A 25319-nucleotide genomic window follows, 5' to 3' on the forward strand; every position below is an offset into this window, starting at 1 on the left:
CGCTGTCCGACGCCGAAACCAATTGTGCCCACAGTCCCCCGCTATGCACGACACGCGGCGGCGAACGATGGTTGTGCGCTTACCCCCGTCTCAGCGACCCAGACGCCCGCGCACCATACCCACGAGGGAGTTGAGCTCCTCGATGCGCATGCGGCGCGCGGCGACGTAGAAGACGCCGAGCAGGACCGCCCCGCCGGCCAGCAGCGAGGCGAAGGAACCGATCACGCCCTGCCCCAGAGTGTGGCCGATGCCGTAGCAGGCCGCACCACTGAGCAGCGCGGCCGGGACGGACGCGATGCAGAGCCTGGCATAGGTGCGGGTGACGCGGGAGCCGTCCAGGTCGCCGCCGAGCCGCTTGCGCAGCCGCCGCCAGGCCACTCCGACGCCGATCGCGTAGGCCAGGCCGTAGGAGGCCGCCATGCCGGCCACCGCCCAGCGGGCCGGGAGCAGCACGTAACAGGCGACCGAGGCACCCGCGTTGACCGCCGCGACGATGACCGTGTTGTAGAACGGGGTGCGGGTGTCTTCGTAGGCGTAGAAGGCGCGTAGGACGACGTACTGCACCGAGTAGGGGATCAGACCGAGGGCGAAGGCCATCAGCATGAATCCCATGTTGGTGGCCTCGCTGATGCCCGAGGAGCCGAAGATCAGGGTGCACATCGGCACGCCGAGGGCCAGGAAGCCGAAGGAGATGGGGACGATCGCGACGGCGGTCGTCCTGAGGCCCTGCGAGATGTCGTCGCGGACGGCGCCCGTGTCGTTCTCGGCGGCCGAGCGGGAGATCCGCGGCAGCAGGGCGGCCATCAGGGAGACGGTGATGATGGCCTGCGGAAGGCCCCAGATCAGCTGGGCGTTGGCGTAGGCGGCGAAGCCGGTGCCGTCGACCGGGGAGCTCTTGCCGGCCGAGGTCGACAGCTGGGAGACGACGAGTGCGCCCGCCTGGTTGGCGAGGACGAACAGCACGGTCCACTTGGCGAGAGTCGCGGCCTTGCCAAGGCCGTGGCCCCGCCAGTCGAAGCGCAGCCGCAGCCGGAACCCGGTCTCGCGCAGGTAGGGGATCATCGCCAGCGCCTGGACCACGAGGCCGAGCAGCACGCCGAGGCCGAGCAGCCGCTGGCCCTCCGGCGGAATGTTCGTGACCTTCATGCCGGAGTGTGCGGCGGTGCCGTAGACCCAGATGAACAGGCCGAGGGTGACGATGATGACGATGTTGTTGAGGACGGGGGTCCACATCATCGCGCCGAACTTGCCGCGCGCGTTGAGGATCTGACCCATCACCACGTGGATGCCCATGAAGAAGATCGAGGGCAGGAAGTAGCGGACGAAGGTGATGCCGACCTGGTTGGCCGCCGGATCGCTGGCGACCGAGTCGGACAGCAGGCGGATCAGGAGCGGCGCGGCCGCGATGGTGGCCGCGGTGAGCAGGCCCAGCGCCACCATGACGAGGGTCAGCAGGCGGTTGGCGAAGGCCTCACCGCCGTCGTCGTCCTCCTTCATGGCCCGCACCAGCTGCGGCACGAAGACGGAGTTGAGACCGCCACCGACGGTCAGGATGTAGATCATCGTCGGCAGCTGGTAGGCGACCTGGAAGGTGTCGCCGAGCAGGCCGACGCCCAACGCGGAGACGATCAGCGCGGAGCGGACGAAGCCGGTGAGGCGGGAGACCATCGTGCCCGCCGCCATGACGGCGCTCGACTTGAGCAGGCCCGCGGCCTTTCCGCCCTTCTTCGCGGGGGCGGGCGCCGGGGCCGCGGCGGGTACGGCACCGAGGTTCAGGGTCTGGTCGACCGCGGGCGTCGGAGCGGCCGGTGGCGTCGGTACCTGGTACGGCGGCACCTGGGCGGACCCTCCCGGGGCGGCCGTCGGACCCGGTACCGCCGGGGGCTCCGGCGGCCCCTGACCGCCGCCCTGCTGCTGATCGCGGAAGAGGTGTGCGAAGGCGTCCGGCTCGTGACGCTCCTCACCGGAGTGCGAGACCAGGTCGTCCACGCCTACGAACTGGGTCGTGCGCGGGTTGTCGCCGTACGGCAGGTACTGGCTCGGGCCGTCCGGCTCCGGCGCCGGGGTCTGGGCCCACACGTGCGGGTCGGGGGCATAGGGCGACTGGGCGGGCTGGCCGTACAGGGGCTGCTGCGGGTAGCTGCCCGGAGCCGGCGGGGGGTGCGCGGCACGGTCGTAGAGTGCCTCGGCGACCGGGTCCTGGGCGGAGAGGTCGCGTGCCCGGTAGGGGTCCTGGTCGTAGGCGTCCTGGAGGTACATGTCAGCCGCGTGCTGCGGCGGGACCTGGCCGGGCTCCGGCGGCGGCTCGGGGTAGCCCGAACCGGCCGCGCCCTGGCCGCTTTCACCGTTGTACGGCGCGTTCATGGTTACCCCACCTCATCGTCCCGGGCCCACCGGCCACGACATCGCTCAACGGTCCACTCTCTCACCCGTCTCGGACGGGTCGGCGCTTTCCGGTGCGGTGTCCGGTGTCGGGTCACTCGGCTGCTCCGGGTCGTCTTCCCGGGACCCAGCGACGGATTCCTCCTGGAGACGATCCTCACGGGCGGCGGGGTTCCCCGGACCGTCTGCGTCCTCGCTGTCCCCTGGGCTCGCGGCCTGCGAGGTGCCGGGAGTCTCCGGGTCGCCGGGCGCCTCCGGAGTGCCCTCGCCCTCCGCGTCGGGGCCGCCGCCCTCTTCGGCCCGCCGGGCGGCCGCCCGCTTGCGCTGGGTGTACATCCGGAAGCCGGCGAGCACCAGCAGCAGCACGCCGCCGCCGATGACCAGCATCACCGTCGGGGTGACCTCGGTGACCTTCACGTCGAACCTGACGGGCGCGCCGTACTCCTGCCCGTCCTCGGTGTAGAGCTGGGCGGTGACCTCGACCCGGCCGTTGGCGTTGGCCGAGGTGGAGAACTTCACGGACTGGCTGTGGCCGCCGGAGACCTCGACCTGTTGCTCGTAGTAGGGCTTGCCGCCGATCTCCAGCCTGGTCGGCATGGTCGAGGTGAGCCGCAGCACGAGGTGGCCGACACCCTGCACCAGGTTGTTCTGGACGGTCACGGGGATGGTGGCGCTGCGGCCGGAGAGCTTGGTCTCGGACTTGTCGATCAGTTTGACCTGGCTGGTGAGGTCGTCGAGCCAGGACTCCACGCTCGTGCGGAAGCTGTCCGCCTCACTGCCGCGGCCTCGCCACGACGTGGACATCTCGCGGTTTATGGCCCGCCCGAAGGGGGTCACCACCCGGGACTCGTCGGTGAGGATCACCTGGAAGTTGTCGAGCTTGTCCTGAGTGCGGGCGATCTGCTCGAAGGCCGTCCGGGGCAGCTCCTGCTTGCGCAGCGCGGAGGGGTACGCGGACGACGAGGGGATCTTCGTGGTCGCGCCGGGATCGGGCTTGGCCTTGGCGGCCGCCTCCAGATCCTGGGACTGCGACCAGGTGATGTCCTGCAGTGCGGTGATCGCCGTCGCCATCGCCTCGGCCTGGCTGGTCGACGGCATCCGCTGCGGGGCGACGACGATACTGCGCTGCTTTCCGGTCTGAGTGTTCAGCGCGAGGCTCTGGGCGAGGAACTGCTGCACCGCGAGCGTCGACGAGTCGGCATCCGTCAGATCGCCCTGGAACGCCGTGGACAGCCGCGCGTCGGCGACCACGGCCGTCGTGCCGCCGCCGATCGGACGCGCTGCCGAGGGCGTGTACGTCAGCCCGCCGGTCTCCTGGAGGCTGTCGCTGCGGGCGATCACCTTGTCGGCACCCGCCGAGGTGGCGACCTTGATGATCGAGGGGTCGACGGCGCCGTTCACGGGCCACGCGAAGTCGGTGCTCGGTGTGACATGGAGCACGGTCTTCACGGTGGTGGCGGCGACCTCGGTGGCGTCCTTGAGGTGGCTCAGCGAGCCGGTCACGCTGGTGCCGTTGTGGGCGAGGGAGGCCAGGTCCGGGTCGGCGAAGGGGAGGGCCACCACCTCCTTGTCCGCCACGGCGTCCTGCAGGTCGGCCAGGAACTGCTTGGCCACCGCCTGATGGGTGCCGGCCGTGGTGGTGTCGCCGGCGCCCTGGAGCCGGTAGTTGCGCGTCATCGCGTCCACGGAGGCCAGCAGATCCGGGTCGATGACCCAGGTCACGTCGAGGTCCTTGCCGAGCGCCAGCATCTGGGCCAGCCGGCCGCCGGGCGCGATCTCCTTGGCGAGGTCGTCGTTCTGGAAGACCGGCGTCTGTAGTTCGCCGGCGCCCGTCTTCGCCGTCACGTGGACGGTGGAGATCAGCGGCCAGAGGTACGTCGTCTTCGTCTTCGTGTCGGCCTCGGAGGGCTGCCACGGCAGGAACGTCCGCTGGATGCCGAGGACCTGGTCCCACTGCTGCGCGGAGGTCTTGCCGGAGACCGAGACGCCGAACTGGTACACGCCGTCCTGGCCGAGGTCCAGCTTGTCGACCGGCACGGAGATGCTGAAGTGCTCGGCGACCCCCGGCGGGAGCGAGCCGAAGTCCTCGGTGTACTTGCCGCCCACCTCGGTGCCCAGGGCCGACTGGAGGTCGTCGGAGTGCCGGGCGGCCGTGTCGATCTCCGAGCGCGTGCTGAGCAGGGCGCCTGTCCGCAGGTCCACATGGGCTTCCGTGACGGCCTGCTTGCCGTTGTTGGTCACCGTGCCGGAGACCGTCAGCGTGTCCCCGTCGGTGGGGGCGCTGGGGCTCAGTGAGTCCAGGGCGACGGACACGGTGTCCGAGCCGGCCGCCTGTGCCGGTACCGCCGCGGGCAACTGCATCAGTCCGGCCAGCAGGGGCGCACCCGCGAGCAGTGCCCCGGTGCGCCGCAGCCAGCGGCGGGCAGGTGAGGGCGTCCCCTGGAAGTCTGCCGCCTCGGCCACGCGCTCGTCCGTCCCTCGTCGTCGTCAGTGGTCGTCGGAATGTGCGTCCACGCATGGTAACGAGGTGCGCTGAACGGAAGTGCCGCGGTCTGCCTCACAAGATCGGGAGAGGAGAGCGGACCGTTCCCCTATATCCAGTATCGCCGGGAGACTCGTTTAAGCGGCGAAAGCTCTGCTTGTGCGGGTACGGAGTGAGGTGTCCCACTCTCCGCGCAGGGAGGCTTTACATGGGGCGCTGCCGGAATATGGCGGCGCTTCGGACCGTCCGGGGCACGTACCCTGTTCTGTTGTGCCGAACGCCAATGAAGACACTCCCACTGTCCTGAGCCAGGCGCAGCAGCGCGCGGTGAGCGAACTGCTGCGGGTGGCGCCGGTCGCCGACGACCTCGCCCGCCGATTTGAGGAGGCCGGGTTCTCCCTCGCCCTGGTCGGCGGCTCGGTTCGGGACGCGTTGCTGGGCAGGCTCGGCAACGACCTGGACTTCACGACCGATGCCCGTCCCGAGGACGTACTGAAGATCGTCCGGCCCTGGGCGGACGCCGTCTGGGAGGTGGGGATCGCCTTCGGCACGGTCGGCGCGCAGAAGCAGGGTTACCAGATCGAGGTCACCACCTACCGCTCCGAGGCCTACGACCGCACCTCGCGCAAGCCCGAGGTGTCGTACGGGGACTCCATCGAGGAAGACCTCGTCCGCCGTGACTTCACGGTCAACGCGATGGCGGTGGCGCTGCCGCAGAAGGAGTTCATCGACCCCCACGGCGGTTTGGAAGACCTCGCACTCCGGGTGCTGCGCACCCCGGGGACGCCCGAGGAGTCCTTCTCGGACGATCCGCTGCGGATGATGCGGGCCGCCCGCTTCGCCGCGCAGCTCGACTTCGAGGTGGCCCCCGAGGTCGTCGCGGCGATGAAGGACATGGCCGGCCGTCTGGAGATCGTCTCGGCCGAGCGGGTCCGGGACGAGCTCAACAAACTGATCCTCTCGGCTCACCCCCGCAAGGGGCTGACCCTGCTCGTCGACACCGGTCTCGCCGACCACGTCCTGCCCGAGCTGCCCGCACTGCGCCTGGAGAGTGACGAGCACCACCGGCACAAGGACGTCTACGACCACACGCTGATCGTCCTGGAGCAGGCCATGGCGCTGGAGGAGGACGGCCCCGACCTGACCCTCCGGCTCGCCGCCCTGATGCACGACATCGGCAAGCCGCGCACGCGTCGCTTCGAGAGCGACGGCAGGGTCTCGTTCCACCACCACGAGGTGGTCGGGGCGAAGATGACCAAGAAGCGCATGACGGCCCTGAAGTACTCCAACGAACTGGTGAAGGACGTCTCGCAGCTGGTCGAACTCCATCTGCGCTTCCACGGCTACGGCACCGGCGAGTGGACGGACTCGGCGGTCCGCCGCTACGTCCGCGACGCGGGCCCGCTGCTGAACCGTCTGCACAAGCTCACCCGGTCCGACTGCACCACCCGCAACAAGCGGAGGGCCGCGGCGCTCTCCCGTGCGTACGACGGCCTGGAGCAGCGCATCGCCGAACTTCAGGAGAAGGAGGAGCTCGACGCGATCCGTCCGGACCTCGACGGAAACCAGATCATGGAGATCCTGGGTATCCGTCCCGGTCCGGAGGTCGGCAAGGCCTACAAGCACATGCTGGAGCTTCGGCTGGAGAACGGGCCGATGGGGCACGACGCAGCGGTGACCGCGCTCAAGGAATGGTGGGCCGCGCAAGGCTGAGGGTGCTCAGCGGGGTCATGTTTCACGTGAAACATGACCCCGCTGTGACGGAACGAGGGGCGATGTTTCACGTGAAACATCGCCCCTGTTGGCTCTTCACTGTGGAGTCGTGTGTTCTTGCTGCGGCTGTCGGTCGCGCTCGAAGCGGGTCATGGCCGCAGCAACCACTGCGTAGACGAGGGCGACCATGATGACGAGAGTCGCGGAGCGGCCGTCCGGTGGAAGCATCAGCGCGGCTACCGCGGCTGCCCCGACAAAGGCGACGTTGAACAGCACGTCGTAGACGGAGAAGATCCGGCCGCGGAAGCCGTCGTCGACGGACGACTGGACGAGGGTGTCCGTGGCGATCTTCGCGCCCTGGGTGATGAGCCCCAGGACGAAGGCGGCGACGAGCATGGGGACGGTCGTGAACGGGAGGCCCAGGGCGGGCTCCAGCACGGCGGCCGACGCAGCGCATACGACGATCCAGCGGCCGGGGCCGAGCCGCCCCGCGGTCCAGGGCGTCACCACGGCGGCGGCGAAGAAACCCGCGCCGGAGATGCCCAGGGCCAGCCCTAGCAAGCCGAGTCCGTCGTCCGGGTCGGAGGAGAGGGCGTACCGGCAGAGCATCAGCACCAGGACGAGCAGTGCGCCGTAGCAGAAGCGCATCGCCGTCATGCTGACCAGGGCCCAGGCCGCCTCACGGCGGCCCGGTGCGGCGAGATGCCGGATCGCCTCCAACAGGTCGCGTGCCGTGGTGATCACGGCCGCGCCCAGACTCGGCTGGGTCGGATGCCGGTCCGGGCCGAGGAGGTCAGGGGCCATGGCCAGAGAGGCGAGCGCCGCGCCCAGGTACAACGTGGCGCCCAGCAGTACCACCGCGGCGTCGGAATCGGAGGCCACCAGCCGTACGGCGAAGGCAAGGCCGCCGCCGGCGGTCGCGGCCAGAGTACCGGCGGTCGGGGAGAGGGAGTTGGCGAGCACCAGCCGGTCCGTGTCGACCACCCGTGGCAGCGCGGCGGACAGGCCGGAGAGGACGAAGCGGTTGACGGCCGTGACACACAGGGCGGAGGCGTAGAAGAGCCAGTCGGGGACTTGGCTGACCATGAGGACCGCGGTGGCCGCTGCCAGCAGGGCACGCAGCAGATTGCCGTAGAGGAAGATCTGGCGGCGGCGCCAGCGGTCCAGCAGGACGCCGGCGAAGGGGCCCACGAGGGAGTACGGGAGGAGCAGGACGGCCATGGCCGAGGCGATCGCGGCCGGTGAGGTCTGCTTCTCCGGGGAGAAGACGACGTAGGCGGCGAGGGCGACCTGGTAGACGCCGTCGGCTCCCTGGGAGAGCAGGCGTATGAGGAGGAGACGGCGGAAGTTCCGCAGGCGCAGCAGGACACGCAGGTCGCGGACGACGGGCATGGGGCACAGCCTCACATATGGGGCCGTGCACAGGAGAAGGGTCCCCGGATCGGATGACCCGGGGACCCTTATGAGCCCTGGCAGGAGCGTTTTTTTGCGAGCTTCAGCTGTGGAGCTTCAGTGCCCGGCGGTGTTCCGGGTCAGCGCTCGACGTCGCCGCGGATGAACTTCTCGACGTTCTCGCGGGCCTCGTCGTCGAAGTACTGGACCGGCGGGGACTTCATGAAGTAGCTGGACGCGGAGAGGATCGGGCCGCCGATGCCGCGGTCCTTGGCGATCTTCGCGGCGCGGAGGGCGTCGATGATGACACCGGCCGAGTTCGGGGAGTCCCAGACCTCGAGCTTGTACTCCAGGTTCAGCGGGACGTCACCGAAGGCGCGGCCTTCCAGGCGGACGTAGGCCCACTTGCGGTCGTCGAGCCAGGCGACGTAGTCGGACGGGCCGATGTGGACGTTCTTCTCGCCGAGGTCCCGGTCGGGGATCTGGGAGGTGACGGCCTGCGTCTTGGAAATCTTCTTGGACTCCAGGCGCTCACGCTCCAGCATGTTCTTGAAGTCCATGTTGCCGCCGACGTTCAGCTGCATCGTGCGGTCCAGGATGACGCCCCGGTCCTCGAACAGCTTTGCCATGACGCGGTGTGTGATAGTCGCGCCGACCTGCGACTTGATGTCGTCACCGACGATCGGCACACCGGCCTCGGTGAACTTGTCCGCCCACTCCTTGGTGCCGGCGATGAAGACCGGAAGGGCGTTGACGAAGGCGACCTTGGCGTCGATGGCGCACTGGGCGTAGAACTTCGCCGCGTCCTCAGAACCGACGGGCAGGTAGCAGACGAGGACGTCGACCTGCTTGTCCTTGAGGATCTGGACGATGTCGACCGGCTCGGCCTCGGACTCCTCGATGGTCTGGCGGTAGTACTTGCCGAGACCGTCGAGGGTGTGGCCGCGCTGGACGGTGACACCGGTGCTGGGCACGTCGCAGATCTTGATGGTGTTGTTCTCGGAGGCGCCGATGGCGTCCGCCAGGTCGAGGCCGACCTTCTTGGCGTCCACGTCGAACGCAGCGACGAACTCCACGTCCTTGACGTGGTAGTCGCCGAACTGCACGTGCATCAGGCCGGGGACCTTGGACGCCGGGTCGGCGTCCTTGTAGTACTCGACGCCCTGCACCAGCGATGCGGCGCAGTTGCCCACGCCGACGATGGCTACGCGAACCGAACCCATTCCGGTTGCTCCCTGTGTGTACGAGTGAGGCCCTGAACGGGTCTCACGTGGCGGTGTCGTCGGACGCATCCGGCCGGAGGGGATCTCCGGACCGGGGCAGGGCGCCCGGCGCTCCATTGTTGGTGTTCTTCTGAGCGGACCCCCCGGAGGCGGAACCCTTCAGGTCCCGTCCGGCCCGCTCGCTCTCGATGAGCTCGTTCAGCCAGCGCACTTCGCGCTCCACGGACTCCATCCCGTGGCGCTGGAGCTCAAGCGTGTAGTCGTCGAGGCGCTCCCGGGTCCGCGCCAGCGAGGCGCGCATCTTCTCCAGGCGCTCCTCCAGCCGGCTGCGGCGGCCCTCCAGCACGCGCATCCGCACATCCCGCGAGGTCTGCCCGAAGAAGGCGAACCGTGCCGCGAAGTGCTCGTCCTCGTAAGCGTCGGGGCCGGTCTGGGACAGGAGCTCCTCGAAGTGCTCCTTACCTTCGGCCGTCAACCGGTAGACGATCTTGGCGCGGCGGCCGGCGAGGGGCGCGGCGAGAGCATCCTCGGTGGTGCTCCCCGGCTCCTCGATCAACCAGCCGTTGGTGACCAGCGTCTTGAGGCAGGGGTAGAGCGTTCCGTAGCTGAAGGCACGGAAGACGCCAAGTGACGTGTTGAGCCGTTTCCGCAGCTCATAGCCGTGCATCGGGGACTCGCGGAGCAGGCCGAGGACGGCGAACTCAAGGATGCCGGAGCGCCGGCTCATGGTCGCCTCCTCTCGTCTGCGGCTTGCTTATCTCGCTCTGATGTATCGACTCGATACATCCCGACGATAGATCGGCTTTCCCCGTGCGACAAGAGGAACGGCGGTGAACGGGATCACATCACCGATTCGTTGGAGGCAACTTGCCTGATTTGGGGTGAACTTCGGGCCTCGGCGGGTTTTGTTGATGCGTAGTCTGTGCGGCATGCATACCACCGGGAACCAAGTGACGCCTGGGGGGCGTCGATGTCCTCGGTGCCGTACGGGTGAATGCAGGACCGACCACATCCGTATTTCGGGGGGACCGGAAATCAGCCGCCGTTCCAGGCGCCCACGGGTGCGCCTGCCCGAGGAGTAATCGTTCGATGAGCGAGCACCGTCGCAAACCGCCGCCGCCGCAGGGAGGCGGACGTGCCGCGGCCCGACGCGGCCAGCCCGGACCGTCCTCCGGTCGCCGCGCGGCACCGCGAGGCGCCACCGGGTCTCCTTCCGACTCCTATGGGTCCAGTTCCTATGGGTCGGACGCTGGCTCGGGAGGTGAGGAGCGCCCGTACGGTGGCCGTGCCGAGGCACGCCGGGCGGCGCAGAGAAGTACGGGAAACAGCCGCCGCAGAACCGCCGACAACACAGGGCGCGGTCCGGGTGGTCCTGCCGGGCCCGGGCGTGGCAGAGGCCGGGCGTCGACGGCGCCCGGCAAGAAGCGTCTGATCGACTACCCCAGGGCGAACAGATTCGGCTGGCGCCGCTGGGTCCCCTCCTGGAAGCTCGTCTCAGGCCTGTGCCTCACCTTCTTCGGCAGCCTGGTCGCACTGGTCGGCGTCAGCTACGCCATGGTGGGTGTCCCGAGCGAGAACACGGCGGCCCAGTCCCAGAACAACGTCTATTACTGGGCCGACGGCAAGCAGATGGTCGCGACGGGAACCGGCGTCAACCGGCAGAACGTCAACATCGCCCAGATCCCCAAGGCCATGCAGTTCGCGGTGATCTCGGCGGAGAACAAGAGCTTCTACACGGACCCGGGCGTCGACTTCAAGGGCATCGCCCGCGCGCTCGTCAACATGGCCCAGGGCGGTCAGACGCAGGGTGGTTCGACGATCACCCAGCAGTTCGTCAAGAACACCTACCTCAGCCAGGACCAGACGCTCACCCGCAAGTTCAAGGAGATGTTCATCTCCATCAAGGTGGGCACGAAGCTCCCCAAGGAGCAGATCCTCCAGGGCTACCTGAACACCTCCTACTTCGGCCGTGGCGCGTATGGCATCCAGGCCGCGGCCCAGACCTACTACGGCGTGGACGCGAAGGACCTCAAGCCGAGCCAGTGTGCGGTCCTGGCAGCCCTGCTCAAGGGCGCGACGTACTACGACCCCGCAGGCAACCCGGACATCGACCCCGCGGCCACCCAGAAGGCCAATTACCAGCGCTCGCACGACCGCTGGGCCTGGATCCTCGAAGAGATGCACAAGGACCAGCACCTCACCGACGCCGAGTACCAGACGGCCGTCAAGAAGTACCCGATGCCCCAGGGCCGCAAGGCGGTCAAGGGCATGACCGGCCAGATCAGCTACCTCGCCGACACAGCCAAGAAGTACGTCCTCGCGCACTCCAACATCACGGAGACGCAGTTCGACCAGGGCGGCTTCCAGATCTATACGACCTTCGACAAGGACAAGGTCAACGCGCTGAGCGCGGCGGTGCAGAAGGTCCAGAAGGCGCGTCTGGACCCGAAGAACCGGGAGAAGGACAAGTACGTCCAGTTCGGTGCCGCGTCGGTGGTGCCCAACGACGGCGCGATCGTCGCGCTGTACGGCGGTGCCGGTTACGAGAACAACCACTTCACCAACAACGCCGACACCTCCGGTGTCCCCGTCGGTTCGACGTGGAAGCCCTTCGTCCTGGCCGCCGCCATGCAGTACGGCACGTACAAGACCTCTCCCGAAGGGGTCTCGCCGCTGAGCAAGTACAACGGCAACGACCATCTCAAGGTCCTGAACGAGGACGGCACCGCCGTCCTGAACAAGGACGGCTCGACGTTCTTCCAGAACAACGAGAGCAACTATCGCTGGGGATATATCACCCTGCGCAAGGCGATGGAGCAGTCGATCAACACGCCGTTCGTGCAGCTCGGCTGGGACGTCGGCATGTCGCACGTGAGGGACGTGGCCAGCCGGTCCGGCATCCTGGACAGCAGCTTCGCGACCCTCAACCCGTCCTTCGCCCTCGGTACGTCGACTCCGAGCGCGATCCGCATGGCCGACGCCTACGCGACCTTCGCCGCCTCCGGCAAGCACGCGGACCCGTATTCGGTGACCGAGGTCAAGCAGGACGGAACTGACCTGCAGGGCTTCAGCAAGCCGAAGGTGACCAGCGCGATGCCCGAGGACATCGCGAACAACGTCACGGACACCCTGGAGAACGTCATCCAGAACGGTACGGGTACCAACGCCAAGGCTCTGGGCCGTACGGCGGCGGGCAAGACCGGTACCACCGACAGCAACAAGTCGGCCTGGTTCGTCGGCTACACCCAGCAGCTGGCCACGTCGGTCGCCATGTTCCGTGAGAATCCCAAGGACGCCGAACTGCTCTCCATGAACGGCACCGCCGGCGTGGCGTCCATCCACGGTGGTGACATCCCGACCTCGGTGTGGACCGAGTACATGCAGTCCGCGCTGAAGGGCAAGAACGACCCCGGCTTCCCGGACGCCATCAAGATTGGCAAGATCGCCGACGAGGCGGGCGCTCCCTCCCCGACGCCGACCGTCAGCATCACGCCGAGTGAGACGCCCACCGAGACGCCGAGCGCCACTCCGAGCGAGACGGCCACCTCCCCGTCGCCCACGGTGACGGAGACCTGCCAGTTCGCCTGGAACTGCCCGACCGACGGTGGCGGCACCGGCGGCAGCACCTCGGGTACGAGCTCCTCGCCGTCGGCTACGGAGACGACCGGCGACACCACCAGAGGCAATGCCAACGGCGGAGGAAACTTTTTCGGTGGAGCAACCGGCTAGCCGCGCGGTCTGACCGGATGGTGACCATTTCGCCCGCCGAAGTCAGTTTCACGTGAAACATGGGCCGTCGCACCCGGCGAGGTGCGGCGGCCCTCGGCGTATTCCTAGAGAGGTGCGGCAGGATGGGCCCCATGCCCAGTGCAGAGACGACGCCCGCGGGCGTGCGCGAGCCGGATCCGGTGCGGCCGACCAGGGAAGACGAGGTCGCCGCGGCCGGGAGTGAGCTGATCGGCGGCCCCATCGGGCGACGTGCCCTGCTCGGCACGTCCTGGTGGACGCCGCTCAGGGTGGTCGTCATCGTGGCGGTCGGGATGTTCGCCCTCGGCATGGTGCAGAAGCTGCCCTGCTACGACAGTGGCTGGTTCTTCGGCGCGAGTTCCCAGTACACCCACGCCTGCTACTCGGACATTCCGCACCTCTACCAGGGACGCGGTTTCGCCGACGGTCTGGTGCCGTACTTCGACAAGCTCCCCGGCGACATGGACTACCTCGAATACCCGGTGCTGACCGGTGTGTTCATGGAGGTGGCCGCATGGCTCACGCCCGGCAGCGGCAGCATCATGCTCCAGGAGCAGGTGTACTGGTTCGTCAACGCCGGGATGCTGATGGTGTGCGCCGCGGTCATCGCGGTGTGCGTGGTCCGTACGCATCGCCGGCGCCCCTGGGACGGCCTGCTGGTCGCCCTGGCGCCTGCCTTCGCCCTGACGGCCACCATCAACTGGGACCTCCTGGCGGTCGCCCTGACGGCCGCGGCGATGCTGATGTGGTCCCGGAGCCGTCCCCTCGCCTTCGGTGTCCTCCTGGGGCTCGCCACGGCCGCCAAGCTGTACCCCGTGTTCCTGCTGGGGCCGCTGTTCCTGCTGTGCTGGCGCGCGGGCAAATGGCGGGAGTTCTTCGTCGCCACGGGCGGTGCGGTGGCCGCCTGGCTCGTCGTCAACCTGCCGGTGATGATCTTCGCCTTCGACGGCTGGTCGAAGTTCTACACGTTCAGCCAGGAACGGGGCGTCGACTTCGGTTCCTTCTGGCTGATCTGGGCGCAGAACACGACCACTCCGCCCAGCACCGACTTCGTGAACACCGCTGCCACGGTCCTGGTGCTGCTCTGTTTCCTGGGCATCGCCGCCCTGGCCCTCACCGCCCCGCGCCGGCCGCGCTTCGCTCAGCTGGCCTTCCTGGTGGTGGCGGCCTTCATCCTCACCAACAAGGTCTACTCCCCGCAGTACGTGCTGTGGCTGGTGCCGCTGGCCGTCCTCGCCCGGCCCAAGTGGCGGGACTTCCTGATCTGGCAGGCGTGCGAGGTGGCGTACTTCCTGGGGATCTGGATGTACCTCGCGTACACGACCAGCGGGGACGCCCACAAGGGCCTGCCGACCGCCGGCTATCACTGGGCCATCGCCGTGCACCTGCTGGGCACGCTCTACCTGTGCGGCATGGTCGTGCGCGACATCCTCATGCCCGAGCGGGACGTGGTGCGCCGCAGCGGGGAGGACGATCCCTCCGGCGGGGTGCTGGACGGTGCGGAGGACGCCTTCGTGCTCGGCGCGGCGGCCCGTCCCCCGCGCCACGCGGCCCAATTCGAGGGGCCGCAGGTGGAATGGGGAAGCCGATCCTCCGAGGAGGGTTCGCTCTGAGCGAACACCCCGGGTCCTGAACGGAAATGGGCCGCACACGGACTCCGTGTGCGGCCCACTTGCCTGTCCCGCGAGAGGTCAGGTGGTGCGCTTCTCCGTGTCGCGGACCGTCAGCGGTCCACGATCCGGTCGAACTGGGTCGTGGTGTGCCGCAGATGGGCCACCAGCTCCTCGCCGACCTTCGGCTCCGGGGCGTCCGAGGGCACGAAGAGGATCGACACCTGCATGTGCGGCGGCTCCGCGAACCAGCGCTGCTTGCCGCCCCAGACGAACGGAGAGAGGTTCCGGTTCACCGTGGCCAGGCCGGCCCGTGCGACGCCCTTGGCGCGCGGCATGACGCCGTGCAGGGCCTTCGGGGCCTCCAGGCCCACCCCGTGCGACGTACCGCCCGCCACGACCACCAGGAAGCCGTCCGAGGCGGACTTCTGCTGCCGGTAGCCGAACCGGTCGCCCTTGGCCACGCGGGTGACGTCCAGGACCGCTCCGCGGTACTCGGTGGCGTCGTGGTCCCCCAGCCACAGCCGGGTGCCGATCCGGGCCCGGAACCGGGTCTGCGGGAACTGCTGCTGCAGCCGGGCGAGTTCGTCGGCCTTGAGATGGCTGACGAACATCGTGTGCAGCGGCAGCCGGGCCGCACGCAGCCGGTCCATCCAGCCGATGACCTCCTCGACCGCGTCCGAGCCGTCGGTGCGGTCCAGCGGCAGGTGGATGGCGAAGCCCTCCAGCCGGACGTTCTCGATCGCCGAGTGCAGCTGCGGCAGGTCCTGCTCGCTGATGCCGTGCCGCTTCATCGTGGACATCACCTCGATGACCACGCGGGCACCGACCAGGCCGTACACGCCGTCGATGGACGACACCGAGCGGATGACCCGGTCGGGCAGCGGCACGGGTTCCTCGCCCCGCCGGTACGGGGTCAGTACCAGCAGGTCGCCGCCGAACCAGTCCTTGATGCGCGCGGCCTCGTACGTCGTGCCGACGGCGAGGATGTCCGAGCCGAGCCGAGTGGCCTCCTCCGCCAGCCGCTCGTGCCCGAAGCCGTAGCCGTTGCCCTTGCAGACCGGGACCAGACCCGGGAACTGCTCCTGCACGTGCTTGTGGTGCGCCCGCCAGCGCGCGGTGTCGACGTAGAGCGTGAGCGCCATGGCCGGACCTGGAACCTTTCTGCGTGGCTGGCGACTGCCAGAGGACTGCGGTGTGTCAGGGCTATAGAAGCACGGAGCGTGACGTCAGCGGCGCGACATGTAGATGTCGAGCGCCTTGTGGAGCAGCTTGTTCAGCGGGAAGTCCCACTCGCCGAGGTACTCGGCGGCCTGGCCACCGGTGCCCACCTTGAACTGGATCAGGCCGAAGAGGTGGTCCGTCTCGTCCAGCGAGTCGGAGATGCCGCGCAGGTCGTAGACGGTGGCGCCGAGCGCGTAGGCGTCGCGCAGCATCCGCCACTGCATGGCGTTCGAGGGTCGCACCTCACGGCCGATGTTGTCGGACGCGCCGTAGGAGTACCAGACGTGCCCGCCGACGATCAGCATGGTCGCCGCGGACAGGTTGACCCCGTTGTGCCGGGCGAAGTACAGCCGCATCCGGTTGGGGTCCTCGGTGTTGAGCGCCGTCCACATGCGCTGGAAGTACGACAGCGGGCGCGGGCGGAAGTGGTCGCGCACGGCCGTGATCTCGTACAGCCGCTGCCACTCCGCCAGGTCCTGGTAACCGCCCTGGACGACCTCGACGCCGGCCTTCTCGGCCTTCTTGATGTTGCGCCGCCACAGCTGGTTGAAGTTCTTCTGGACCTCTTCCAGGGAACGGTTCGCCAGCGGCACCTGGAAGACATAGCGCGGCTGCACGTCACCGAAGCCGGCGCCGCCGTCCTCGCCCTGCTGCCAGCCCATCCGGCGCAGCTTGTCGGCCACCTCGAAGGCGCGCGGCTCGATGAAGTCGGCCTCGATGTCGCGCAGCCGCTTCACGTCCGGGTTCTGGATGCCCTGCTTGATGGAGTTGGACTCCCAGCGGCGGATGATCACCGGCGGGCCCATCTTCACCGAGAACGCGCCCTGCTGCTTGAGGTGCGCCAGCATCGGCTGGAGCCACTCGTCGAGGTTCGGCGCGAACCAGTTGATGACCGGGCCCTCGGGGAGATACGCGAGGTAGCGCTTGATCTTGGGCAGCTGGCGGTACAGCACCAGACCCGCGCCGACCATCTCGCCGGTGCGCTCGTCGAACCAGCCGAGGTTCTCCGAACGCCACTCCGCCTTGACATCGGCCCAGGCCGGGACCTGCATGTGGCTAGCCGCCGGCAGGCTCTGGATGTACGCCAGATGCTGTTCGCGGCTGATGGTCCTCAGGGTCAGGCTCATGTCGGGGCGCTCCTCGGGCTGGTGTGTCCCCATGGGTACAGGGGCTCCGGCTCTCGCGCCGAAGCCTACTGCGCCTTTCCCGCGGCCCGACTGGCCGTACGGCACCTACGCCCCGGCCGCTGCCCGGCCGGGGCGTTCGACGGTGGTGCGGGCGCCGGCCTCAGCCGAACAGACCGCCGTGCGCCATGCCGATGAAGAAGCCGATGCCCGAGGCACCGAGACCCAGGATCAGGCCGAAACGCTCGCGCGTGGTGATCGAGACCCACTGCCCGTACAGACCGGTGAAGAGGCCGATCAGGCCGGTCCAGGAGCTGAGCAGATGAAGGCCGTGGAAGAACGACGTGATGAAGGCGATCAGCCCGAGCACCAGCGTCACTGCCATCAGCGAGTCCTGGAGCGCATGGGTCTTGCCGTCGGTGGCGAACAGGGAGCCGGCGGTGTTGGGTCGCAATGCCTGTGCCATAGGGCACCTCCTGCGGAAGGCGGCGCATCGTAGCGCCGTACACACCCGATGTGTACAGATTGAGGGCCCTGGCCGCCGGATTTCAACCGGAAGCGGGTGTGCGGGTAGTCTGTAGCGTCTGCACCGGTGTCTGCCCATGCCCTGTCCGGGATCCCAGCGGGACCCCCGAATGTCAGTGGCCGGCGCTACCGTTGCGCACGCATCACAACCCTCCTGCCACGGAACGACCGTGGCCGCTGAGTCCAAAGGAGGTGGGTTCCACATGCGTCACTACGAGGTGATGGTCATCCTCGACCCCGATCTGGAGGAGCGCGCTGTCGCCCCCCTGATCGAGAACTTCCTCTCCGTCGTCCGTGAGGGCAACGGAAAGGTCGAGAAGGTCGACACCTGGGGCCGTCGTCGTCTCTCGTACGAGATCAAGAAGAAGCCCGAGGGCATCTACTCGGTCATCGACCTGCAGGCCGAGCCTGTGGTCGTCAAGGAGCTCGACCGCCAGATGAACCTGAACGAGTCGGTCCTCCGGACCAAGGTCCTCCGCCCCGAGACCCACTGAGCTCCGCTCAGCCGATCTCGGGATTTCGAGTAGCAGCACAAGCAGCCAGCAGCAAACCCGCCGAGAGGTTCCCCCATGGCAGGCGAGACCGTCATCACGGTCGTCGGCAATCTTGTCGATGACCCCGAGCTGCGCTTCACCCCCTCCGGTGCGGCGGTCGCGAAGTTCCGCGTCGCGTCCACCCCCCGCACCTTCGACCGTCAGACCAACGAGTGGAAGGACGGCGAGAGCCTGTTCCTGACCTGCTCGGTCTGGCGTCAGGCGGCGGAGAACGTCGCGGAGTCGCTCCAGCGAGGCATGCGCGTCATCGTGCAGGGCCGGCTGAAGCAGCGGTCCTACGAGGACCGTGAGGGTGTCAAGCGCACGGTCTACGAGCTGGACGTCGAGGAAGTCGGCGCCAGCCTGCGGAGCGCCACGGCCAAGGTCACCAAGACCGCCGGTGGCGGCGGCCGCAGTGGCCAGGGCGGTTATGGCGGCGGTGGCGGCCAGGGTGGCGGCGGCTGGGGCGGTGGCTCCGGTGGCGGCAACCAGGGCGGCGCTCCCAACGACGACCCCTGGGCTTCCGGCGCTCCCGCCGGTGGCGGCAACCAGGGTGGCGGCGGCTGGGGCGGCGGCTCCGGCTCCGGCTCCGGCGGCGGTGGCGGCTACTCGGACGAGCCTCCCTTCTAAGGGGCCAGGGCTCGAATCCCCACTTCTTGATCACACAGGAGAAACACCATGGCGAAGCCGCCTGTGCGCAAGCCTAAGAAGAAGGTCTGCGCTTTCTGCAAGGACAAGGTCACGTACGTGGACTACAAGGACACGAACATGCTGCGGAAGTTCATTTCCGACCGCGGCAAGATCCGTGCCCGCCGCGTGACCGGCAACTGCACGCAGCACCAGCGTGACGTCGCCACGGCCGTCAAGAACAGCCGTGAGATGGCGCTGCTGCCCTACACCTCCACTGCGCGCTAAGGGAAGGGTGACCGACTCATGAAGATCATCCTGACCCATGAGGTCTCTGGCCTCGGCGCCGCCGGCGACGTCGTCGACGTCAAGGACGGCTACGCACGCAACTACCTGATCCCGCGGAAGTTCGCGATCCGCTGGACCAAGGGTGGCGAGAAGGACGTCGAGCAGATCCGTCGTGCTCGCAAGATCCACGAGATCCAGACCATCGAGCAGGCCAACCAGGTGAAGGCCCAGCTCGAGGGCGTCAAGGTCCGTCTGGCCGTCCGTGCCGGCGACGCCGGCCGCCTCTTCGGTTCCGTCACCCAGGCCGACATCGCTTCGGCGATCAAGGCTGCCGGTGGTCCCGAGGTCGACAAGCGCCGCATCGAGGTCGGTTCTGCGATCAAGACCCTGGGCGCCCACGAGACGTCCGTGCGTCTGCACCCCGAGGTTGCCGCCAAGGTCAACATCGAGGTCGTCGCGGGCTGACGCCGCGCTCGGCTTGAGCGGTAGCTGAACAGGGGCCGCACCCGTGAAGGGTGCGGCCCCTGTTTTGCGTCGGCTCTCTGGGACGGCCATGGTGTGGAGCCGTGGGTGTTTCACGTGAAACGTGACAGCCCGCGATGTTTCACGTGAAACCGTCGGCAGCACCCATCGGTCAGCGCGTCGCGCCGGTCACGATCCACCGGCCCGACCGGGCGCGCAGCCAGAGGGTGAGCATCCGTACGGTCATCATCAGCGTCATGGCTCCCCAGAGCGCCGTCAGCCCCCCGCCGAGGGCGGGGACGAGCAGGGCCACCGGAGTGAAGACCGCCAGCGTGAGAACCATGGCTCCGGCGAGATACGGCCCGTCTCCGGCACCCATCAGCACGCCGTCGAGGACGAAAACCACGCCGGAGATCGGCTGGGAGAGCGCCACGATGAGCAGCGCGGGCACCGCGGTGTCTCGCACGGCTGGGTCGCCAGTGAACAGCGGGAGGAAGAGCGGCCGGGCGGCGATCACGAGCAGGCCCAGGATCACTCCGGTGGCGATGCCCCACTGCACCATCCGCCGACAGGCCTCGCGGGCGCCGACTGCGTCATCCGCCCCGAGATAGCGTCCGATGACGGCCTGCCCCGCGATCGCTATCGCGTCCAGGGCGAACGCCAGCAGGCTCCACAGGGACAGCACGATCTGATGGGCGGCGATGTCGGCATCGCCCAGCCGCGCAGCCACGGCGGTGGCGATCATCAGGACGGCCCGCAGTGAGATCGTCCGGACGAGCAGGGGTACGCCGGCCTGTGCCGAGGCACGTATCCCGGCGGCGTCGGGGCGTAGCGATGCCCCGTGCCTGCGGGCGCCACGGACGACGACGGTCAGGTAGACCGCCGCCATCCCGCACTGGGCGATGACCGTGCCCCAGGCCGAGCCGGCGATGCCCAGTCCGGCGCCGTAGACGAGCGCTGCGTTGAGCCCCGCGTTGGCGATGAACCCCGCTACCGCTACGCAGAGGGGTGTCCGGGTGTCCTGGAGGCCGCGCAGGACACCGGTGGCGGCGAGCACGACCAGCATGGCCGGGATGCCGAGGGAGGAGATCCTGAGGTAGGAGGTCGCATAGGGGGCGGCGGTGGCCGAGGCGCCGAAGACGTCCACGATGCCGGGAGCGAAAGGCAGGACGACGGCGATGACCGCGGCACCGAGCAACAGGGCCAGCCAGATGCCGTCCATGCCCTGGCGGACGGCCGCCTGGAGATCGCCTGCGCCGACCCGGCGGGCGACGGCGGAGGTGGTGGCGTAGGCGAGAAAGACGAAGATGCTCACGGCGGTGGTGAGCAAGGCCGAGGCGATTCCGAGACCGGCGAGTTGTGCGGTGCCGAGGTGGCCGACGATCGCGCTGTCGGCCATGACGAAAAGCGGTTCGGCGACGAGTGCGCCGAAGGCCGGGACGGCCAGTGCGATGATCTCTCGGTCGTGCCCCCGTCGGGTGGTCTCGGTGGTCGCGGGAGCCTGTGACATGGGCGCTAATCTAATCGTCCACAGGTAAGTGATGCAAATGCTTTGTGACCCTTACCTCTGGTTGTGTTGCCCGCGCCGTCGCGCGTTGTTCGAAGCGATCTTGATCCGACTGGGAAAGTTTTTCTTCTGCACAGCCGGTGGATGGGAAAAGTGCAGCTCAGGGCCTGTTGAGGGCAGGGATCGAGGGCTTGTTCACAGGGCTGTCCACCGCGTCGTGCACAGGTTTTGGCGGGTTCTCCACAGCATACGGGCGGTCGTCCACATGGCCTGTGGATAACCAGATTGGCTGACGGTGCCCGCGGGCCTAACGTGGTCCGGCACCCGCTCCTTGTCACGGCCTCGGAAACCTCACAAAACCGACGCGTCCAGAACCGGAATGGGGCGTCCTAGTTGTCAGTGCCGTGCCGTAGAAAAGAGGGCATGGCGAGGTCCGCGGTGCGGACGGGAGGAGGTGGCTCGGTGAGCATTTCCGAGCCCTTGGACGACCCGTGGGCCGACGCCGGTCCGGGTGATCGTCTGCCCGCCTCCCGCCGCAGGGACGAGGGCGGCCGCGGCCGGGACGACCGGCACGACCGGGGCCGGGACAGCGGGGAATGGGACGGCGGGGGCACCACCTTCGAGCGCGTCCCCCCTCAGGACCTGGACGCCGAACAGTCGGTCCTCGGCGGCATGCTGCTCTCCAAGGACGCCATCGCCGACGTCGTCGAGATCCTCAAGGGTCACGACTTCTACAAGCCCGCGCACGAGACGATCTACCAGGCGATTCTCGACGTCTATGCCAAGGGCGAGCCGGCCGACCCGATCACCATCGCCGCCGAGCTCACCAAACGCGGCGAGATCAACAAGGTGGGTGGCGCCTCCTATCTGCACACTCTCGTCCAGACGGTGCCGACGGCGGCGAACGCCGAGTACTACGCGGAGATCGTCCACGAGCGGGCGGTGCTGCGGCGCCTGGTCGAGGCGGGCACCCGCATCACGCAGATGGGATACGCGGCCGACGGCGACATCGACGAGATCGTCAACAGCGCCCAGGCCGAGATCTACGCCGTCACCGAGCAGCGGACCAGCGAGGACTACCTGCCGCTCGGCGACATCATGGAGGGTGCCCTCGACGAGATCGAGGCGATCGGCTCCCGTACCGGCGAGATGACCGGCGTGCCCACCGGGTTCACCGACCTGGACTCACTCACCAACGGCCTGCACCCCGGCCAGATGATCGTCATCGCCGCGCGTCCCGCCATGGGCAAGTCCACCCTCGCGCTGGACTTCGCACGCGCCGCGTCGATCAAGCACAACCTGCCCAGCGTCATCTTCTCCCTCGAAATGGGCCGCAACGAGATCGCGATGCGTCTGCTGTCCGCCGAGGCGCGGGTCGCCCTGCACCACATGCGGTCCGGCACGATGACCGACGACGACTGGACCCGGCTGGCCCGCCGGATGCCGGACGTCTCGGCCGCACCGCTCTACATCGACGACTCCCCGAACCTGTCGATGATGGAGATCCGCGCCAAGTGCCGTCGCCTGAAGCAGCGCAACGACATCAAGCTCGTGATCATCGACTATCTCCAGCTGATGCAGTCCGGCGGCAAACGGTCCGAGAGCCGCCAGCAGGAAGTATCGGACATGTCGCGAAACCTCAAGCTGCTCGCCAAGGAGCTGGAGGTTCCGGTGATCGCGCTCTCGCAGCTCAACCGTGGTCCCGAACAGCGCACGGACAAGAAGCCGATGGTGTCCGACCTGCGTGAGTCCGGCTCCATCGAGCAGGACGCCGACATGGTCATCCTGCTCCACCGCGAGGACGCCTACGAGAAGGAGTCGCCCCGCGCGGGCGAGGCGGACATCATCGTCGGCAAGCACCGAAACGGTCCGACGGCGACCATCACCGTGGCCTTCCAGGGCCACTACTCCCGCTTCGTGGACATGGCGCAGACCTGATCCGAGGCGCGCAGGCACCGACTTGATCCGTGCCGGCGATATGGACTCGACGCCAGTCCGCCCACCAGGTGGACTAGGCGCATGACGACATTCCAGGAAGAGCTGCTCCCCGCCACCCGGCGGGCGCTGCTGCATCGGATCTCCGTGGCCCAGTCCGAAGGCCGGGCGCCGTCACTGGTGGCGGCGGTCGTGCGAGGCGGACGGGCCGTCTGGCATGGGGCGCGGACCTCGGTGGACGGGCATGGGCCGGACGAGAACGTGCAGTACCGGATCGGCTCGATCACCAAGACCTTCACGGCCGTTCTGGTGCTCAGGCTGCGTGACGAGGGGCTGCTCGACCTCGGCGACCCGTTGGAGAAACATCTGCCGGGCACCGGCGCGGGGGAGGCGACCATCGCCGAACTCCTTGCGCACACCGGCGGCTTGGCGGCCGAGTCCCCGGCACCGTGGTGGGAGCGCACTCCCGGCTCACTGCGCCCGGAGCTCAGCGACGTGCTCGGTGAACAGCCCCTCCTGCATCCCGTCGGCCGCCGCCACCATTACTCCAACCCCGGCTACACCCTGCTCGGCGCACTGGTCGAGGAACTCCGCGGTGCCCCCTGGGAGGAGGTACTGCGGCTAGAGGTACTCGAACCGCTGGGCCTCGATCGCACAGCCGCTCAACCGCAGGCGCCGCACGCGGGCGGCTGGGCTGTGCACCCCTGGGCCGACGCTCTGCTCCCGGAACCGCTGGAGGACCTCGGGCGGATGGCACCGGCCGGACAGCTCTGGTCGACCACCGGCGACCTCGCCCGCTTCGCGGTGTTCCTGGCAGCCGGGGACGAGCGGGTGCTGAGCGCCGAGTCGGTGCGGGAGATGCGCACCCCGGCGGCCCCCGCCGAGTCCGCCGACGTACTGGACGGCTCCACCTACGGCCTCGGGCTGCAGATCCAGCGTCGTGACGGGAGGCTGTTCGTCGGGCACTCCGGCTCGCTGCCCGGTTTCCTGGCCAACCTCACCATCAGCGTGGACGACGACGTGGCGGCGGTGGTCCTGGCGAACTGCACCTCCGGCCCACTCCTGTCCGCCACCGGTGCCGATCTCGTCCGTATCGTCGCGGAGTCCGAGCCGCGCATCCCCGAGCCATGGCGCCCGCTGGCCCAGGTCGAGCCGTCCGTCCTGGAGTTGGCAGGCCCGTGGTACTGGGGCACACATGCGTTCGTGCTCCGCGTGGCGGCCGACGGGCTTGTCTCACTGGGGCCGCTGACCGGTGCCGGCCGCCGGGCCCGTTTCCGCTCCAACGGCGATGGAACGTGGACCGGCCTGGACGGCTACTACGCCGGAGAGCTGCTACGGCCCGTACGGGGGCCGGACGGCACCGTGAGCCATCTGGACCTCGGATCCTTCGTCTTCACACGTCAGCCGTACGACGAGACGTCTCCCGTGCCCGGTGGGGTCGACCCCGAGGGGTGGCGGGGGATCGGTTAGCGGACGAGAGGGCGGGGGGCGGTGTTTCACGTGAAACACCGCCCCCCCGCCCTCTCCCTCGGTTCGGCTGTGGGCCGCTGGGGTTCAGATTTCGAGCTTGAAGCCTGTGTGGGAGGCGGTGAAACCAAGCCGCTCGTAGAAGCGATGGGCGTCGACCCGTGACGTGTCCGAGGTCAACTGGACCAACTGGCAGCCCTGGCGGCGGGATTCGTCGATGGCCCATTCGATGAACCGGGTGCCCAGCCCGCTGCCGCGTTCGTCGGCGTGGATGCGGACACCCTCGATGATCGACCGGGTGGCGCCCCGCCTCGACAGTCCAGGGATGATCGTGAGCTGCAGCGTGCCGACGACGCGGCCCTCTCGGACGGCGACGACCAACTGCTGGTTGGGATCGGCACTGAGCCGTTCCAGGGCGCTCAGATAGGGCGCCAGGTCGTCCGGAGTCTCCCGCCGGGCGCCCAGCGGGTCGTCGGCGAGCATGCCAACGATGGCCGGGATGTCGTCGGCGACCGCGGTACGTATCTCAAGGTCTCCCATACCGACAGCCTAAGCGGGCACGTGCAGCGCCTCCACGGCCCGGACCAGGGGGGCCAGTTCCGGTTTCCTGGCCGCCTCGTCGAGGGCCTCGCGCAGTGCCGTGTCGTTGGTGGGGCGAGCCTCTTCCAGCAGCCGCAGGCCTGCCTCGGTGACGTTGGTGTAGATGCCGCGTCGGTCGGTCGGGCAGAGGTAGCGCTCCAGGAGACCGCGGTCCTCCAGGCGGGTGACCAACCGGGTGGTGGCGCTCTGGCTGAGTACGACCGCGTCGGCCACCTGCTTCATCTGCAGATGGCCCCCTTCGCCGTCGTGCTGCCGGCTGAGCACGTCGAGCAGGGAGTACTCGCGCACGCTCAGGTCGTGCTTGGTCTGCAAGGCGCGCTCGATGTGCGCCTCGATCCTCCCGTGGAGCAGGGAGAGAGCGCACCAGCCCTGGGAGAGGGCGGTGAGCGCGGGATCCGTCGCTGTCATTGGCGTTTTCCTCCGTCCCGGAGCGGCTGAACCAAGGATAGAGCAGACCCGCAATATCAATCGCTTGCAC

20 protein-coding genes are annotated in these 25319 nt (G+C 68.5%); 9 read left to right on the forward strand and 11 right to left on the reverse strand.

The features are described from left to right. Positions 1-90: 90 nt before the first annotated feature. Together murJ and ACFY0K_RS30895 are read right to left on the reverse strand one after the other, a co-directional pair. Entirely contained in the window at positions 91-2364 is a 2274-nt protein-coding gene (murJ, locus tag ACFY0K_RS30890; RefSeq protein WP_390642568.1) for a murein biosynthesis integral membrane protein MurJ, read from the reverse strand. Positions 2365-2409: 45 nt separating this feature from the next. Beyond that, positions 2410-4845, reverse strand: a complete 2436-nt coding sequence (locus tag ACFY0K_RS30895; RefSeq protein WP_390642569.1) for a DUF6049 family protein — start codon at positions 4843-4845, stop codon at positions 2410-2412. A 289-nt stretch (positions 4846-5134) separates the two neighbouring features. Here ACFY0K_RS30895 and ACFY0K_RS30900 point away from each other — a divergent pair, with 289 nt between their 5' ends. Beyond that, positions 5135-6577 carry a CCA tRNA nucleotidyltransferase gene (locus ACFY0K_RS30900; RefSeq protein WP_390642570.1) on the forward strand — a complete coding sequence of 481 codons (1443 nt, stop codon included), beginning with the start codon at positions 5135-5137 and terminating at the stop codon, positions 6575-6577. A 96-nt stretch (positions 6578-6673) separates the two neighbouring features. Here the strand turns inward: ACFY0K_RS30900 and ACFY0K_RS30905 are convergent, their stop codons facing one another. The 3 genes from ACFY0K_RS30905 to ACFY0K_RS30915 all read right to left on the reverse strand — a co-directional run bounded on the left by ACFY0K_RS30905 (position 6674) and on the right by ACFY0K_RS30915 (position 9919). Next, a complete protein-coding gene (locus ACFY0K_RS30905) occupies positions 6674-7969 on the reverse strand; it encodes an MFS transporter (protein WP_390642571.1) in 1296 nt (431 codons plus the stop codon). Positions 7970-8109: 140 nt separating this feature from the next. Next, positions 8110-9192: an inositol-3-phosphate synthase gene (locus ACFY0K_RS30910; protein WP_390642572.1), complete on the reverse strand. Its 1083-nt coding sequence runs from the start codon at positions 9190-9192 to the stop codon at positions 8110-8112. A 43-nt stretch (positions 9193-9235) separates the two neighbouring features. Then, the gene (locus tag ACFY0K_RS30915) at positions 9236-9919 is read right to left on the reverse strand and encodes a helix-turn-helix transcriptional regulator (protein ID WP_390642573.1); all 684 of its coding nucleotides are present in this window, start codon (positions 9917-9919) and stop codon (positions 9236-9238) included. Between the two features lie 362 nt (positions 9920-10281). Between ACFY0K_RS30915 and ACFY0K_RS30920 the strand changes: the two genes are divergently transcribed. Next, on the forward strand, positions 10282-12921 hold the full coding sequence (locus ACFY0K_RS30920; protein WP_390642574.1) for a transglycosylase domain-containing protein: 2640 nt from the start codon (positions 10282-10284) through the stop codon (positions 12919-12921). 131 nt (positions 12922-13052) lie between these two features. Beyond that, entirely contained in the window at positions 13053-14552 is a 1500-nt protein-coding gene (locus ACFY0K_RS30925; RefSeq protein WP_390642575.1) for a glycosyltransferase family 87 protein, read from the forward strand. 110 nt (positions 14553-14662) lie between these two features. Here ACFY0K_RS30925 and ACFY0K_RS30930 read toward each other — a convergent pair whose 3' ends face one another. The 3 genes from ACFY0K_RS30930 to ACFY0K_RS30940 all read right to left on the reverse strand — a co-directional run bounded on the left by ACFY0K_RS30930 (position 14663) and on the right by ACFY0K_RS30940 (position 17363). Continuing rightward, on the reverse strand, positions 14663-15694 hold the full coding sequence (locus ACFY0K_RS30930; protein WP_093500866.1) for an alanine racemase: 1032 nt from the start codon (positions 15692-15694) through the stop codon (positions 14663-14665). Positions 15695-15778: 84 nt separating this feature from the next. Beyond that, the gene (femX, locus tag ACFY0K_RS30935) at positions 15779-16900 is read right to left on the reverse strand and encodes a peptidoglycan bridge formation glycyltransferase FemX (protein ID WP_351956837.1); all 1122 of its coding nucleotides are present in this window, start codon (positions 16898-16900) and stop codon (positions 15779-15781) included. 160 nt (positions 16901-17060) lie between these two features. Continuing rightward, positions 17061-17363, reverse strand: a complete 303-nt coding sequence (locus tag ACFY0K_RS30940; protein WP_382725158.1) for a hypothetical protein — start codon at positions 17361-17363, stop codon at positions 17061-17063. A gap of 262 nt (positions 17364-17625) precedes the next feature. On the opposite strand from ACFY0K_RS30940, the gene rpsF reads away from it, so the two are divergent. The 4 genes from rpsF to rplI all read left to right on the forward strand — a co-directional run bounded on the left by rpsF (position 17626) and on the right by rplI (position 19335). Next, positions 17626-17916 (forward strand): 30S ribosomal protein S6, encoded by a 291-nt coding sequence (gene rpsF / locus ACFY0K_RS30945; RefSeq protein WP_093500872.1) that lies wholly within the window; start codon positions 17626-17628, stop codon positions 17914-17916. A 75-nt stretch (positions 17917-17991) separates the two neighbouring features. After that, positions 17992-18585, forward strand: a complete 594-nt coding sequence (locus tag ACFY0K_RS30950; protein ID WP_351956839.1) for a single-stranded DNA-binding protein — start codon at positions 17992-17994, stop codon at positions 18583-18585. 48 nt (positions 18586-18633) lie between these two features. After that, on the forward strand, positions 18634-18870 hold the full coding sequence (gene rpsR, locus ACFY0K_RS30955; RefSeq protein WP_003949403.1) for a 30S ribosomal protein S18: 237 nt from the start codon (positions 18634-18636) through the stop codon (positions 18868-18870). 18 nt (positions 18871-18888) lie between these two features. After that, on the forward strand, positions 18889-19335 hold the full coding sequence (rplI, locus tag ACFY0K_RS30960; RefSeq protein WP_093500876.1) for a 50S ribosomal protein L9: 447 nt from the start codon (positions 18889-18891) through the stop codon (positions 19333-19335). A gap of 169 nt (positions 19336-19504) precedes the next feature. Here rplI and ACFY0K_RS30965 read toward each other — a convergent pair whose 3' ends face one another. Continuing rightward, the gene (locus ACFY0K_RS30965; protein WP_390642576.1) at positions 19505-20842 is read right to left on the reverse strand and encodes an MATE family efflux transporter; all 1338 of its coding nucleotides are present in this window, start codon (positions 20840-20842) and stop codon (positions 19505-19507) included. Between the two features lie 459 nt (positions 20843-21301). Between ACFY0K_RS30965 and dnaB the strand changes: the two genes are divergently transcribed. Next, complete coding sequence (gene dnaB, locus ACFY0K_RS30970; RefSeq protein WP_351956841.1) at positions 21302-22777, forward strand: replicative DNA helicase; 1476 nt, start codon at positions 21302-21304, stop codon at positions 22775-22777. An 81-nt stretch (positions 22778-22858) separates the two neighbouring features. Further along, positions 22859-24244 carry a serine hydrolase domain-containing protein gene (locus ACFY0K_RS30975; RefSeq protein WP_390642578.1) on the forward strand — a complete coding sequence of 462 codons (1386 nt, stop codon included), beginning with the start codon at positions 22859-22861 and terminating at the stop codon, positions 24242-24244. Between the two features lie 84 nt (positions 24245-24328). Here ACFY0K_RS30975 and ACFY0K_RS30980 read toward each other — a convergent pair whose 3' ends face one another. Both ACFY0K_RS30980 and ACFY0K_RS30985 read right to left on the reverse strand, forming a co-directional pair. After that, on the reverse strand, positions 24329-24781 hold the full coding sequence (locus ACFY0K_RS30980; protein WP_390642579.1) for a GNAT family N-acetyltransferase: 453 nt from the start codon (positions 24779-24781) through the stop codon (positions 24329-24331). Between the two features lie 9 nt (positions 24782-24790). Then, positions 24791-25249 carry a MarR family winged helix-turn-helix transcriptional regulator gene (locus ACFY0K_RS30985; protein WP_390642580.1) on the reverse strand — a complete coding sequence of 153 codons (459 nt, stop codon included), beginning with the start codon at positions 25247-25249 and terminating at the stop codon, positions 24791-24793. Positions 25250-25319: the final 70 nt, after the last annotated feature.

The organism is Streptomyces sp. NPDC001507, from assembly GCF_042894765.1.
Taxonomy (GTDB): Bacteria; Actinomycetota; Actinomycetes; order Streptomycetales; family Streptomycetaceae; genus Streptomyces.

Bases quoted from the DNA above. Each gene is read 5' to 3' on its own strand.
- murJ (WP_390642568.1), bottom strand. From the start codon at position 2,364: ATGAACGCGCCGTACAACGGTGAAAGCGGCCAGGGCGCGGCCGGTTCG.
- ACFY0K_RS30980 (WP_390642579.1), bottom strand. From the start codon at position 24,781: ATGGGAGACCTTGAGATACGTACCGCGGTCGCCGACGACATCCCGGCC.
- ACFY0K_RS30965 (WP_390642576.1), bottom strand. From the start codon at position 20,842: ATGTCACAGGCTCCCGCGACCACCGAGACCACCCGACGGGGGCACGAC.
- ACFY0K_RS30915 (WP_390642573.1), bottom strand. From the start codon at position 9,919: ATGAGCCGGCGCTCCGGCATCCTTGAGTTCGCCGTCCTCGGCCTGCTC.
- rpsR (WP_003949403.1), top strand. From the start codon at position 18,634: ATGGCGAAGCCGCCTGTGCGCAAGCCTAAGAAGAAGGTCTGCGCTTTC.
- ACFY0K_RS30930 (WP_093500866.1), bottom strand. From the start codon at position 15,694: ATGGCGCTCACGCTCTACGTCGACACCGCGCGCTGGCGGGCGCACCAC.
- ACFY0K_RS30975 (WP_390642578.1), top strand. From the start codon at position 22,859: ATGACGACATTCCAGGAAGAGCTGCTCCCCGCCACCCGGCGGGCGCTG.
- ACFY0K_RS30925 (WP_390642575.1), top strand. From the start codon at position 13,053: ATGCCCAGTGCAGAGACGACGCCCGCGGGCGTGCGCGAGCCGGATCCG.
- ACFY0K_RS30905 (WP_390642571.1), bottom strand. From the start codon at position 7,969: ATGCCCGTCGTCCGCGACCTGCGTGTCCTGCTGCGCCTGCGGAACTTC.
- ACFY0K_RS30940 (WP_382725158.1), bottom strand. From the start codon at position 17,363: ATGGCACAGGCATTGCGACCCAACACCGCCGGCTCCCTGTTCGCCACC.
- ACFY0K_RS30985 (WP_390642580.1), bottom strand. From the start codon at position 25,249: ATGACAGCGACGGATCCCGCGCTCACCGCCCTCTCCCAGGGCTGGTGC.
- ACFY0K_RS30910 (WP_390642572.1), bottom strand. From the start codon at position 9,192: ATGGGTTCGGTTCGCGTAGCCATCGTCGGCGTGGGCAACTGCGCCGCA.
- femX (WP_351956837.1), bottom strand. From the start codon at position 16,900: ATGAGCCTGACCCTGAGGACCATCAGCCGCGAACAGCATCTGGCGTAC.
- rpsF (WP_093500872.1), top strand. From the start codon at position 17,626: ATGCGTCACTACGAGGTGATGGTCATCCTCGACCCCGATCTGGAGGAG.
- ACFY0K_RS30920 (WP_390642574.1), top strand. From the start codon at position 10,282: ATGAGCGAGCACCGTCGCAAACCGCCGCCGCCGCAGGGAGGCGGACGT.
- ACFY0K_RS30950 (WP_351956839.1), top strand. From the start codon at position 17,992: ATGGCAGGCGAGACCGTCATCACGGTCGTCGGCAATCTTGTCGATGAC.
- rplI (WP_093500876.1), top strand. From the start codon at position 18,889: ATGAAGATCATCCTGACCCATGAGGTCTCTGGCCTCGGCGCCGCCGGC.